We start from the raw sequence: 13794 nt of genomic DNA on the forward strand, positions 1-13794 counted from the left end.
GACACGGGATGGAACAGTGAGCAATCAACTCTCTCCACACATGGCTGGTCCGATCAAGACCGAAGAAGAAGACGTCGTCCTCGGACAACTGGTGCAGGTGATCCTCGACGACATCTGGTGGCTGCTCGCGATCACCGCGATCATCGTCGCGATGGCGGTCGCGTACTGCTACCTCGCCAGGCCGACTTATTCGGCCGATGCGCACGTGCGCGTCGAGCAGTCCGACAGCATGTCGCAGGCGCTCACGCAAACGCAGACCGGCGCCGCGATCACCAGCGGCTCGACGTCGCTGCCGACCGACGCCGAGATCGAAATCATCAAGAGCCGTGGCGTGGTCGCGCCGGTCGTGCAGCAGCTGAAGCTGAACTTCAGCGTTACGCCGAAGACGATCCCGCTGCTCGGCAACATCGCCGCGCGCCTCGCGACGCCGGGCCAGCCCGCGCGCGCGTGGCTGGGGCTCACGTCCTACGCATGGGGCGGAGAAAAAGTCGACGTCGATTCGATCGACGTGACGCCGTCGCTCGAAGGCGAGAAGCTGCTGCTGCGCGTGATCGACGCGCAGCACTATGAACTGTTCGCGCCGAACGGCTCGCTGCTGCTGCGCGGCCAGGTCGGGCAGCAGGCGCAGGGCGGGGGCGTGACGATGGTCGTCAACACGCTGGTCGCGCGCCCCGGGCAGGAGTTCACCATCGTGCGCTCGAACGATCTCGATGCGATCACCGCGTTCCAGTCGGCGATCACGGTGCAGGAGCAGGGCAAGCAGACCGGCGTGATCCAGATCTCGCTGGAGGACAAGAGTCCCGAGCATGCGGCGCTCGTCGCCAATGCGCTCGCGCAGTCGTATCTGCGCGAGCACGTGTCGAACAAGCAGGCCGACGCAAGCAAGATGCTCGACTTCCTGAAGAGCGAGGAGCCGCGCCTGAAGGCCGATCTCGAACGCGCCGAGGCCGCGCTGACCGCCTATCAACGTCAGTCCGGCTCCATCAACGCGAGCGACGAGGCGAAGGTCTACCTCGAAGGCAGCGTGCAATACGAACAGCAGATCGCCGCGTTGCGTCTGCAGATGACGCAGCTCGCCGAGCGCTACGGCGACGACCATCCGACGCTCGTCGCGGCGCGTCAGCAGATGGCCGAATTGCAGGCGCAGCGCACCAAATACGCGGACCGCTTCCGCGATCTGCCGGCCACCGAAGTGAAGGCCGTGCAGTTGCAGCGCGACGCGAAGGTCGCTGAAGACATCTACGTGCTGCTGCTCAATCGCGTGCAGGAGCTGTCGGTGCAGAAGGCGGGCACCGGCGGCAACGTCCATATCGTCGACGCCGCGCTGCGCCCCGGCGCGCCGGTCAAGCCGAAGAAGATGCTGATCATCTCCGCGGCCGTGATTCTCGGGCTGATCGCGGGCACCGGTTTCGTGTTCCTGCGCCGCAATCTGTTCAAGGGCATCGACGACCCCGATCACGTCGAGCGCGCGTTCCATCTGCCGGTGTTCGGCCTCGTGCCGCAAAGCGCCGAGCAGGTGCAACTCGAAAACAGCTATGCACGGGGCGGCGAACGGCTGCATCCGGTGCTTGCGAACGCGCGGCCGAAGGACGTGACGATCGAAAGTCTGCGCAGCCTGCGCACCGCGATGCAGTTCACGCTGATGGACGCGCGCAACCGCATCGTCATGCTGACGGGGCCGATGGCCGGCGTCGGCAAGAGCTTCCTCAGCGTGAACCTTGCGATGCTGCTCGCCCATTCGGGCAAGCGCGTGCTGCTGATCGACGGCGACATGCGGCGCGGCACGCTCGAACGTCAGGTCGGCGGCATGCAGGAGAACGGCATGTCCGAGTTGCTGAGCGGCCAGATCTCGCTGGAGGAGGCGATTCGCGGTTCGAGCATCGAAGGCCTGAGCTTCATTTCGTGCGGCCGCCGTCCGCCGAATCCGTCCGAGCTGCTGATGTCGCCGCGTCTGCCGCAGTATCTCGACGGCCTCGCGAAGCGCTACGACGTGATCCTGATCGACACGCCGCCGGTGCTCGCGGTGACCGATGCGTCGATCATCGGCGCGTATGCGGGCTCGACGTTCTTCGTGATGCGCTCGGGCATGCATAGCGAGCTCGAGCTGGCCGATGCGCTGAAACGCCTGCGCTCGGCGGGCGTCCACGTGCAGGGCGGCATCTTCAACGGCATGCCGGCGCGCTCGCGGGGCGGCTACGACCGCGGCTACGCGGCGACTCAGGCATACCTGAGCACGTGACGCGGACTCCGCAGCCCAGCACCGACTTCTGCACGACAGGAACAGAGGAGATCACGATGAAACTGACGGTACTGGTACCGACTTATCGCCGCCCGGCCGATCTGGCGCGCTGCCTCGCGGCGCTCGAACGGCAATCGCGCGCGCCCGACGAAGTGATCGTGGTCGCGCGCGTCGACGACGACGCGACCCATGCGTGCCTGCGCGATCCGTCCACGGGCGGCCGCCTGCCGCTCGTGATCGCGCCGGTGGACATACCCGGCCAGGTCGCGGCGCTGAATCGCGGGCTCGACGCCGCGAGCGGCGACGTGATCGCGATCACCGACGACGACGCCGCGCCGCGTCGCGACTGGGTCGAGCGCGTCGCGGCCGCGTTCGAAGCCGATGCGCGCCTCGGCGCGCTGGGCGGGCGCGACTGGGTGCACGAAAAAGGCCGCGTGCTCGACGGCGAGCGGCCGCTGGTCGGCAAGGTGACCGCGCACGGCAAGATCATCGGCAATCATCATCTGGGCGTGGGGGCCGCGCGCGAGGTCGACATCCTGAAGGGCGCCAACATGAGCTACCGGCGCGAAGCGGTGCGCACGATCCGCTTCGACGCGCGTCTGCGCGGCGCGGGCGCGCAGGTGCACAACGACATGGCGTTCAGCCTCGCGGTGAAAAACGCGGGCTGGAAGCTCGTGTACGACCCGCAGATCGCGGTCGATCATTTCCCGGCCGAGCGTTTCGACGACGACAGACGCGACGCGCAGACGATGGCCGCGCTGCGCAACGCCGCGTTCAACTTCCATCTGATCCTGCGCGACCAGTTGCCGCCGCTGCGCCGCGAAGCCGCGTGGTGGTGGTGGACGCTGGTCGGCACACGGCTTTATCCGGGCCTCACCCATGCGGCGCTCGCTCTGCTGTCGAAGCAGGCGCAGTTGAGGCTGTCGCGCTGGCGCGAGGTTCGCGCAGGCGCCCATGAGGCGCGGCGCGCGCTGTCGAAGAGCGGAGTGTCCGCATGAGTACGAAGGTTCACGTTCATCTCTTTTACGGCGCCGATCCGCGTTTTTATCGCAAGGGCGACGATATCGGCTGCCTGTACGGTTATCACCATGCGCAGTCCGAAGCATTTGCGCTGACCTATTCGCAGGACGCGCGCGAAAGCCGGCCCGTGCGGCTCGTACGGCGCGCGCTGAAGGCCGCGCTCGGCTTCGATTTCATCCATACGTGGCGCAATCGCGCGGAGATGCTGCGCTCGGACGTGATCTGGACGCATACCGAGCAGGAATGGCTGTCCGCCGCGCTGATGCTGCTGCTGTGCGGGCGCAAGGCGGGGCCGGGCGCGTCGCCGCTGCTGCTCGCGCAAAGCGTGTGGCTGCTCGACAAGTGGCCGTCGTACGGCATCGTGCGCAGCTGGTTGTATCGCAAGCTGATGACGCGGGCGGATCGGCTGACCACGCTCGCGAGCGAAAACGCCGGCTTGTGCCGGGACTATTTTCATCGCGACGCGACGCCGCTGCTGTACGGCCTGAACACGCGCGACTTTCCGGTCACCCCGCCGACGCACTGGTCGCCGCGCACGCCGCTGCGCATCGCGGCGATCGGCAACGATCGCGACCGCGACTGGGAGACGCTGATCAAGGCGTTCGGCAGCGATCCGCGCTACACGGTGAAGCTCGCGACGCGGCGGCGCATTCCCGCGTCGCTGCGCGCGTCGAATGTCGAGATCGCGCTGTTTTCTGGCATCAAAAAGCAGCACGAGCTGTACGACTGGGCCGACGTGATCGTCGTGCCGCTGCGGCCGAACTCGCACGCGTCGGGTATCACGGTGATGCTCGAAGCGGCGGCGGTCGGCAAGCCGATGGTCGCGACCGACGTCGGCGCGCTGCGCGATTATTTCCCCGCCGACGAAGCCGCCTACGTGCCGCCGTTCAATCCGCAGGCACTGCGCGATGCGCTCGACCGGCTCGCCGCGGAGCCCACCGAAGCGCTGCGCCAGGCGCAGGCAGCCGCGGCCGGTCTGCTCGCGCGCGATCTGACCACCCAGCACTACGCGATGCAGCACGTGCGGATCACGCGCGAGATGCTGAGCGCGCGCGGGCAGGCGAGCGCGCACGCCGGCGCGGCCACGCATGCGCAGCCCGCCGCACCCGCGCGCGAATCGCGCGGAGGCCTATAAGCGATGTCGACGATTCCGCGCGCGAACCCGTTGCCGCCGACAGGCGCGGCCAACGCCGCTCCTGCAAAACACGCCGCGAGCGGGCTGCTGTCAGGCGGCCCGCGAGAATGGCTGCCGCCGCTCCTGCTGTGGCTGATCGCCGCGGTGCTGATCGTCGCGCATCAGGGCACGGTGCTCACGCTGGCGTTTCCGGTGCTGGCGATCCTGACGGGTCTGTGGCTCTACTTCAAGAGCCCGGCGCGCTACATCGGCTTCATGTGGTGGCTGTGGTTCCTGAGCCCCGAAGTGCGGCGTCTCGCCGACTGGTCGAAGGGCGCGTTCACGCCGACGAGCCTGATCCAGGTCGCGCCGCTCGCCGTCACGATGATCAGCGGGCTCTCGCTGCTGCGCTACTACCGGCTGCTCGCGCAGCGCCGAGGCTTGCCGGTGCTGCTGATCCTGCTCGGCTTGATCTACGCGTTTCTGATCGGCGTGATGTCGAGCGGCCCGCTCGCGGCCACCTACGACCTCGCGAACTGGCTCTATCCGATCCTGATCGGCTTTCACATCATGGCGCACACGCGCCAGTATCCGCAGTATCGCGACACGATCATCAACACGTTCATCTGGGGGATGCTGGTGATGGGTGGCTACGGCCTGATCCAGTTTTTCATCATGCCGCCGTGGGACGCGCTGTGGATGCTCGGCTCGCAGATGAACTCGCAGGGCGACCCGGTGCCGATGGGCGTACGCGTGTTCAGCACGATGAACTCGTCGGGCCCGTTCGCGTTCGCGATGATGGGCGCGATGGTGTTCGTGATGGCCGCGCAGCATCGCGTGCGCTGGATCGCCGCCGCGCTCGGCTTCTTCTCGTTCGCGCTGAGCCTCGTGCGCTCGACGTGGGGAGGCTGGGTCATCGCGCTCTTGATCCAGCTCGTGAAGTCGAACAACAAGGTGCGCGTGCGCATCGTCGCGAGCGCGGTACTGCTCGCCGGCTTGTGCGTGCCGCTGCTGGCGGTCGGCCCGGTGGCCGAACGAATGCAGGCGCGGCTAGACACGATCGTCAACCTGCACGACGACCAGAGCTACGCGGCGCGTAACGAGTTCTACGCGACCTTCGCGAAGACCGCGTTTACCGACGTCTCGGGCGAGGGCATGGGCGCGACCGGCACCTCGACGAAACTTTCCAACGACGGCGGCCAGCTCGGCCAGTACGGCAACTTCGACAGCGGCGTGATGAACATTCCGTTCGTGCTCGGCTGGCCCGGCACCTTGCTGTACATGTCCGGCATCGTGTGGCTGCTGACGCGCGCGGTGCTCGGCTCGTTCAGGCTGCGCGACGACAAGTTCGTCTCCGCGTGCCTGAGCCTCTGTCTTGCGACCTTCGCGATGCTCGTGTTCACGAACTCGCTAGTCGGCACCGGCGGTCTGCTGCTTTTCATGGGCGCTTTTTCGATTCTTTCCGCGGTTCACCACGAAAAAATGAACCGCGCACGCACGCTATTTCTCCACGGAGGCACGGATTGAGAGTCGCCATTGTCACGCACGTAGTGCGCCATAACGACGGCCAGGGGCGCGTCAACCACGAGATCGCGCGCGCGGCGCTCGACGAGAACATCCGCGTGACGCTGGTCGCGTCGCACGTGGCGCCCGAGCTGCTCGCGCATCCTAACGTGCGCTGGGCGCCGGTGAAGATCGGCCGCTGGTGGCCCACCAATCTGCTGCGCCAGCAGGTGTTCGCGGCGAAGAGCGCACTGTGGCTGCGCGCGCATCGCCGCGACTACGACGTGCTGCACGTGAACGGCTTCATCACCTGGATGCGCGCCGACGTCAATACCTCGCATTTCGTGCATAGCGGCTGGTTCGCGAGCAAGTACTACCCGTTCGGTCTCACGAAGGGCGTGTGGTCCGCGTACCAGTCGGTCTATACGCGCTGCAACGCGTTGCTCGAGCGCTGGGCGTACCGGCGCTCGAAGGTGATCACCGCGGTGTCGCAGAAGGTCGCCGACGAAATCCGCGCGATCGGTCTCACGCCGCGCAACCGCGTGGACGTCATCTACAACGGCGTCGACACGCAGGGCTTCGCGGCGGCGAGCGGCGATCGCGCAAAGTTCCGGTTACCGGACGATGTGTTCCTGCTGCTGTTCGTCGGCGACCTGCGCACGCCGCGCAAGAATCTCGGCACCGTGCTCGCCGCGTTGAAGCATCTGCCCGAGCATGTGCAGATCGCGGTGGCCGGCTTTCTGCCGGGCAGCCCGTATCCGGACGAGGCGAAGGCGCTCGGCATCGCGCATCGCGTGCATTTTCTCGGGCTCGTGAAGGAGATGCCGGTGCTGATGCATTCGGTCGACGCGTTCGTGTTCCCGTCGCGCTACGAAGCGATGAGTCTGTCGCTGCTCGAAGCGATGGCGGCGGGGCTGCCCGTCGTGACCGCGCGCACGGCCGGCGGCGCCGAGATCATCACGCCCGAGTGCGGCATCGTGCTGGACGATCCCGACGACCCGCAAGCGCTCGCTCGCGCGGTCGCGCAACTCGCCGGCGACGACAGCGCGCGCCACGCGATGGGCATAGCCGCGAGCGAACTCGCGACCGGCTTCGGCTGGGCGCGCATGGCCGCGCAATACATCGCGCTGTACCGGCAGCTGGCCGGGCAGCAGGAAAACCGTCGGCGCAGGCAGACGGAAGCGACGGTCGTCGCGCAGAACGATGCGCTGAGGCTGAACCATCTCGCCGGACAGAAGAGCGTGGAATGACCGCGCGAAGCGCGCCATCCACGTCCACACATAGCAACTCACCGCAAGCAACACACAGGGGCACACCATCATGACGACTGGCTCAATCAAATCACTACAGATCGGGATGCACTGGTTTCCCGAACGCGCAGGCGGCCTCGACCGCATGTACTACTCGCTGGTCGGCGCGCTGCCGGGCGCGGGCGTCGCGGTGCGCGGCGTCGTCGCCGGCTCGCCGAAAGTCGCGGCCGATACCGGTGGCGCGATCAACGGCTTCGGCCCCGCCGCGCAATCGCTGCCGCTGCGGCTAATGGCGGCACGCCGCGCGCTACGCCACGAAATCCGCACGTCGCGGCCCGATGTGATTTCGTCGCACTTCGCGCTCTATACGTTTCCGGGGCTCGACGTGACGCGCGGCATTCCGCAGGTGTCGCATTTTCAGGGACCGTGGGCCGACGAGAGCCACGTCGAAGGCGCCGATTCGTTCGGCCAGCGCGCGAAGCGATATCTGGAGCAGTCGGTATACGCGCGTTCGTCGCGGTTGATCGTCCTGTCCGACGCGTTCGGCAAGATTCTCACGACGCGCTACGGCATCTCGCCGGAGCGCGTGCGCGTGGTGCCGGGCTGCGTCGATGTCGAGCAGTTCAATCTGCCGATCACGCAGGCCGAGGCGCGTCTGCGTCTGCAATTGCCGCAGGACCGACCGATCGTGCTGGCGGTGCGACGGCTGGTGCGGCGCATGGGTCTCGAAGATCTGATCGATGCGGTGAAGCTGCTCAAACGCAGCGCGCCCGACGTGCTGCTGCTGATCGCGGGCAAGGGTCGGCTCGAAGGTGAACTAGAGGCGCGCATCGCCGACGCGGGGCTCGAACACAACGTGAAGCTGCTCGGTTTCGTGCCCGATCAGCATCTGGCGGCGCTGTATCGCGCGGCCAATCTCAGCGTCGTGCCGACCGTCGCGCTGGAAGGCTTCGGGCTCATCACGGTCGAATCGCTTGCGTCGGGCACGCCGGTGCTGGTGACGCCGGTCGGCGGATTGCCCGAGGCGGTGGCGGGATTGTCGCCCGATCTGGTGTTGCCGGAGACCGGCGCGGCTGCGATCGCCGCGGGTCTCGCCGGCGCGCTGAACGGTACGCTGAAGTTGCCCGATGCGGATGCATGCCGCCGCTATGCGCGCGAACGCTTCGATAACGCGGTGATCGCGAAGCGGGTCGCGGCGGTGTATGCCGAAGCGATTGCGGGGAACGTGCTGCATTGAAGCGCAGCGGCAAAGGTTCAATCGAATGAAAAAGGGGCGAGGCTCGGATCGCTGCGTTCGGGCCTCGCGTTCATGTCGCCGCAAGACCGGCAAAAAAGTAGGCCACGAATAACGGCACTTTTCTGTTGAACTTGAGCCCGGATCAGCCCTTGGCCGCGATTTTCCGCCCTAATTTTTCAAATCCCTGAAACGTGGCGCCCGGCATCGACTTCGTCACGTTGACGTCACACGTCCGCGACCATAATCCCCGCGCCCGAAAGTACAAAAACACACGGGCGTCCCGCCAAAACGCGGGGACCTTGTATTTTCTGATCTCGGGGATTCTCAGATGACCATCCGCCACCGCATCACGCTTCTCGTCATTCTGATGCTTGTCGCGCTATCCGCCATCGGGGGATACGCTGTGCTTCAGACCCGCAACAGCGCCGCCAACGTCAGGCAGGTTACCCAGGGCGTCGTGCCGAGCGCGCTCGCGTCGGCAGACCTCGTATCGCAGGTCAAGGACGTGCAGCTCGCGATGATGACGCTCGTCTATGCGCCTGACGCGAACATGGTCTCGCAGGCTCAAGACCTGCTGAAGAGCAAGGAAGCGTCGTTGCAGGCGGCGCTCGACGTGCAGGCGAAGGCCGCGCAAGGTCAGGCCCAAACCGGGCTCGTGAGCCAGGCGCGCGACAGCCTCGCGAATTATTTCAACGCGGTCAACGACACCGCGAAGATGAAGGCCGACGGCAAGAACGAACTGGCGCAGGCCTATCTGTTCGCGAACGTCGCGCAATACCGCGATGAACTCGAAGGCATCGTGGAGACGCTGCGGATCGAAAAGAACCGCCAGAAAGACGCCGCGATCGACGAACTGAACGGCGCGCTCGCCACCACGACGACGGCGATCGGCGCCGCGACCGGCGCGGCCATCGTCGTGCTGTTGCTGATCAGCGCACTGCTGTATCGCCAGATCACCCGGCCGCTGAGCCGCATGCAGGTGGAGATGAGCGAGATCGCGGCGAGCCAGGACTTCACGCGCCGCGTGCCGGTCGGACGCATGGACGAGATCGGTCATTCGATCGTCGCGTTCAACGGCATGATCGAGAAGATCCAGCAAAGCTCGCTGCAACTGAAGCAGAAGACCGCCGATATCCAGGCGATGCTGCAAAACATGCAGCAGGGGATTCTGACGGTGGTCGAAGGCGTGGTCGTGCATCCGGAGTACTCCGCGTATCTCGAGGCCATCTTCGAGACGCGCGAGATTGCGGGCCGTCCGTTGCTCGATCTCGTGTTCGGCGGCACCGATATCAACAGCGATGCGCTCTCACAGATCGAGGCGGCGCTGCAGGCATGCATCGGTGAAGACAGCATGAACTTCGAGTTCAATCAGCACCTGCTCGTCAACGAGATCGCCAAGCCGATGGCCGATGGCCGCGTGAAGACGCTCGACCTGAGCTGGTCGGCGATCACCGACGAACACGACGTCGTGCTGCGTTTGATGCTGTGCGTGCGCGACGTGACCGAACTGCGCGCGCTCGCCGCCGAGGCCGGCGAACAGAAGCGCCGGCTGGAAATGATCGGCGAGATTCTCGCGGTGAGTCAGGAGAAGTTCCATCACTTCGTCGAAAGCGCGACGGGCTTCATCAGCGAGAACGAACGGATCATCCGTCAGCATCACGAGCCGAGTCACGAAGCCGTCGCCGAGCTGTTCCGCAACATGCACACCGTCAAGGGCAATGCGCGCACGTACAGCCTTCAGCACCTGACCGGCATCGTCCACGAAACTGAACAGCGCTACGACGCATTGCGCCGCGCTGACAGCAGCGAAGCGTGGGACCAGCAGCTTCTGATCGAGGATCTGCAGCGCGTGAAGGCCGCGCTCGAAACCTACGCGACGATCAACGAAGTGAGCCTCGGCCGCAAGGGGCCGGGCCAGAGCGGCGCGGTGGATCGCTACCTGATGGTCGATCGTGAGTTGATCCAGAAGCAGCTGGATCTGCTCGAAAGCGCCGATCCGGCCGACCGGGAAGCGCTCGTGTCGATGCGCGAATCGTTGCAGCGCGAACTGCGTCTGTTGGGCACCGAATCGATCTACGAAGCGCTCGCGGGCGTGCTCGACTCGCTGCCGTCTCTGGCGGCCGAACTCGGCAAGGAAGCGCCAGTCGTCAGCATCGACAACAACGGCTACCGCGTGCGCAGCGAGGCCAGCCATACGCTGCGCAATGTGTTCACGCACCTGCTGCGCAACTCGGTCGACCACGGCATCGAACCTGCCGCCGAGCGTGTCGCGAACGGCAAGGACGCGGCCGGCGTCATCGAACTGGAAGTGGGCGTCGACCATCACGCGCTGCAGATCACCATCAGCGACGACGGCCGCGGCCTCGCGCTCGCGAAAATCCGTGGGGCCGCGATCGAACGCGGCTGGATCGACGCCGATGCCGCGCTCAGCGACGAAGCGATTGCCGAGATGATTTTCCGTTCCGGCTTCTCGACCGCGCAGACCGTCAGCGAGATTTCGGGCCGCGGCGTCGGCATGGATGCCGTGCGCGATTTCGTGCGGCGCGAGCATGGCCGCATCGAATTGCGTTTCACCGACGATCGTCGCGGCGCGGACTATCGCCGCTTTCAGACCGTCGTGTCGTTCCCCGAGGACTGGGCGGTGGACAGTCTCGACGCGTCCGCCGATGCAGCGCGCGAGCGTGACGCGGACGCGGTAGCAGGCTGACGGCCTGTGGATTGAACGAAGCGATGGGAGCAGGTTGTGCTTGAAAGTTATTTTTTGGCCGCAGGCGTTGGCGGTATTCTCTGCGCACTCGTGACGAGAATTTTTTATCGGCGGAAGCTTCGCGCGGGTGAGCAAGCGCAGCGTGTCGACGCGCTCGCGCGGCAGGCCCTCGAGCAGCAACTCGACGCGGCGGTCCGGCTCGGCGAGCAGGCCAACAGCGAGCGCGCCGCACTGGAGTCGATGCTCGCCGATCTGCGCGCGCAAGCCGGGCAGTGCGCGCACGATCGCGAAGCGTTGCAGGCGTCGCTCGACGCCGCGAGTTCGCGAAGCGACGAATGGCTGCAGCATGCGACGCGGATCGCGCACGAGGCGGGCCGTCTGAAGACGCTGACCATCACGTTCGAGCGTTGGCACGAGCAGATGATTTCGCTGATGTCGCAGAACCGCGACATGCACAACAAGAACCAGGAGCTGTCGTCGATCGTGCAGCACGTGCTGATCGTTTCGCTGAATGCGTCGATCGAAGCGGCGCGCGCCGGCACCGCAGGTCGCGGCTTTTCGATCGTCGCGGGCGAAGTGCGCTCGCTGGCGTCGCGCTCGCAGGAGTTGTCGAAGAGCTATCGCGAGAGCCTGCATCGCAACGACCTGACGACGGCGGCGACGTTCCAGGACATCCAGGCCGGCGGCAAGATGATCACGGCGTCGCTCGGCGGCGTCGAAGTGCTGGCGACCCAGTTCCAATCCCGGCTCGAGCAGGCCGCAGCGTGATTACCGATCAGGCGAAGCAAAGCATCGCGGACATCTTCTGTCACGCGGCTCGCGCGAGATTGCCCGCGACGCCAGGCGACTCGTGCGAGATCACGGCGGTGCCGAGGTGGGATCGCGATCATCCGGCCGGACCTTGCGCGATGGCGTTGACGATCTCGTCGATCGGCTTTCGGCTGCTGTTCGTGCTGCATTTCGGTAAGGACGACGCGACGCACGCCTACTACGCCAGCGGCGACACGACGCGTTCGCTGTCGGAAACGCTGATGGAACTCGGCAACCTGTGCTGCGGCTACATGAACCAGCAACTGGTCAATCATTTCCCCGATCTTGGCATGTCGACGCCGTATGAGTTGAACAGCGCCTGTATCGAGTATCTGGACGAGTTACGGCCCGATCACGTGTGGGCGTACGAGCTGACGATCGGCGGTGCGGCCCGGCTGGGTGTCACGCTATGTCTATGCGCGCAGGCGCCCCTCGATTTCAAGGCTGAACTCGCCACGGCCGACGAGGCTGAAGGCGAACTCGAACTTTTCTAGCAACACTGCATTCGCAGACTGAAACACGATGAATACCAGCAAGCCCGTCAGCAAGCTGCTCGTGCTCGACGACTGTCCGGCACACGCGCAAGCGCTGAAGCTTTTTTTCGACGAACACAACCTGATCGCACTGAAGGTGCGCGACAGCAACCGCCTCGGCTCGGTACTGGCCACCAATATCGATCTCGGCGGCGTTCTGCTGGCGGATAACTACGGGGGCTCGGTCGAGCAGGCCGCTACGACCGCCGCGCGCATCAATGCCTTGCGCCCCGAACTGCCGGTGATCCTGCGTTCGAGCGGCAACGCGCCGCTCGAACGGCTTCCGAAGCCGTTGACGAACGCGGCATGCGCGCATTTCAATGCCGCCGATCTGACGGCGCTGCGCGAAGCCGTCGATCGGTACATCTTCAGCCTCGACTTCCCGAACGCGCTCGTGCGCGGTATCGCGGAGATCACGGAAGCGCGGCTCGCCACGTTGTTCGACGGCGTCACGGTGCAACGCGACACGCCCAGTATCGTGCGCGATCGAATCATCTTCGGCGAGGTCTTCAGCCTGATTCCGCTCGAAGGCAACTGGTGTCGCGGCTATATGTTGATGCAGGCCGAAGAGGAGCCGCTGCTCGGCATGATCGATCGCGATCGCGCCGCACGCGAGCCCGGCATGGGAGCGGGGCAATCGGGCTTTCGCGATCTGAACGGCGTGCTCGGCGAATTGACCAATCTGATCTGGGGGGCGTTCAAGGACCGCTTCCTCGGTCAGCAGAACGCTCGCGAAGCAAGTGAGGTGCAGGTGCAGGTGCCGCTACTGGTCAATCACAAGCATCGCTACATCTCGTTCGGCTCGGACAATCCGCAGTTGCGGTTTCAATATCGATTGAGCGACGCCGCGAGCGGACAGTCGGTGTCGATCGACCAGCGCTTCGTTTTCAACCTGAGCTGGTCACCCGAAGATTTTTCTGAAAACGCGATGGATGTCGACGATCTCGTCGAGTCCGGTGAACTCGATCTGTTTTGATACGACGCGTCGGTGACGCAAGGGAATGGTTATGGCAAAGATTCTGGTGGTGGACGATTCGAGCACGGTACGCGATGAAGTCGCGGGTTTTCTGGCGAAAAACGGTCTCGACGTCGCGACGGCCATCGACGGCAAGGACGGCCTTGCGAAGCTGAAAACGGATTCGAATATCCGCCTGATCGTCAGCGACGTGAACATGCCGAACATGGACGGCCTGACGATGGTCGAAAAAATCCGCGGCGAACTCGCGAACAAGACCGTCAACGTGATCATGCTGACGACCGAAAGCAGCCCCGCGATGAAGGAGCGCGGCAAGGCCGCCGGCGTGAAGGGCTGGATCGTCAAGCCGTTCAAGGGCGATGCGGTGCTGGAGACGTTCCGGAAACTGGCCGGTTGACGGGGCCG

11 protein-coding genes are annotated in these 13794 nt (G+C 65.3%); all 11 read left to right on the top strand.

Translation table 11 applies throughout. The features are described 5' to 3' along the window. Positions 1 to 40 precede the first annotated feature (40 nt). Entirely contained in the window at positions 41 to 2239 is a 2199-nt protein-coding gene (locus HDG39_RS04500) for a polysaccharide biosynthesis tyrosine autokinase (protein ID WP_184004172.1), read from the top strand. Positions 2240 to 2295: 56 nt separating this feature from the next. After that, positions 2296 to 3237 (top strand): glycosyltransferase family 2 protein, encoded by a 942-nt coding sequence (locus tag HDG39_RS04505; protein ID WP_184003586.1) that lies wholly within the window; start codon positions 2296 to 2298, stop codon positions 3235 to 3237. Continuing rightward, the gene (locus HDG39_RS04510; RefSeq protein WP_184003588.1) at positions 3234 to 4394 is read left to right on the top strand and encodes a glycosyltransferase family 4 protein; all 1161 of its coding nucleotides are present in this window, start codon (positions 3234 to 3236) and stop codon (positions 4392 to 4394) included. Before HDG39_RS04505 ends, HDG39_RS04510 begins: the two co-directional genes overlap by 4 nt. 3 nt (positions 4395 to 4397) lie before the next feature. After that, entirely contained in the window at positions 4398 to 5900 is a 1503-nt protein-coding gene (locus tag HDG39_RS04515) for a glucose-6-phosphate isomerase (RefSeq protein ID WP_184003589.1), read from the top strand. After that, entirely contained in the window at positions 5897 to 7126 is a 1230-nt protein-coding gene (locus tag HDG39_RS04520) for a glycosyltransferase family 4 protein (protein WP_184003591.1), read from the top strand. Before HDG39_RS04515 ends, HDG39_RS04520 begins: the two co-directional genes overlap by 4 nt. A gap of 70 nt (positions 7127 to 7196) precedes the next feature. Then, positions 7197 to 8363 carry a glycosyltransferase family 4 protein gene (locus HDG39_RS04525; RefSeq protein WP_018418024.1) on the top strand — a complete coding sequence of 389 codons (1167 nt, stop codon included), beginning with the start codon at positions 7197 to 7199 and terminating at the stop codon, positions 8361 to 8363. Positions 8364 to 8691: 328 nt separating this feature from the next. Next, on the top strand, positions 8692 to 11070 hold the full coding sequence (locus tag HDG39_RS04530) for an ATP-binding protein (RefSeq protein ID WP_184003593.1): 2379 nt from the start codon (positions 8692 to 8694) through the stop codon (positions 11068 to 11070). A 36-nt stretch (positions 11071 to 11106) separates the two neighbouring features. After that, positions 11107 to 11838 carry a methyl-accepting chemotaxis protein gene (locus HDG39_RS35595; protein ID WP_184003595.1) on the top strand — a complete coding sequence of 244 codons (732 nt, stop codon included), beginning with the start codon at positions 11107 to 11109 and terminating at the stop codon, positions 11836 to 11838. Further along, a complete protein-coding gene (locus HDG39_RS04540) occupies positions 11835 to 12374 on the top strand; it encodes a hypothetical protein (RefSeq protein ID WP_184003597.1) in 540 nt (179 codons plus the stop codon). The genes HDG39_RS35595 and HDG39_RS04540 overlap by 4 nt, the downstream gene beginning before the upstream one ends. A 28-nt stretch (positions 12375 to 12402) precedes the next feature. Then, entirely contained in the window at positions 12403 to 13389 is a 987-nt protein-coding gene (locus HDG39_RS04545) for a chemotaxis protein CheX (RefSeq protein ID WP_184003599.1), read from the top strand. 31 nt (positions 13390 to 13420) lie between these two features. Further along, positions 13421 to 13786: a response regulator gene (locus tag HDG39_RS04550; protein ID WP_018418019.1), complete on the top strand. Its 366-nt coding sequence runs from the start codon at positions 13421 to 13423 to the stop codon at positions 13784 to 13786. Positions 13787 to 13794 lie beyond the last annotated feature (8 nt).

The organism is Paraburkholderia lebeckiae, from assembly GCF_014201005.1.
GTDB lineage: Bacteria > Pseudomonadota > Gammaproteobacteria > Burkholderiales > Burkholderiaceae > Paraburkholderia > Paraburkholderia tuberum.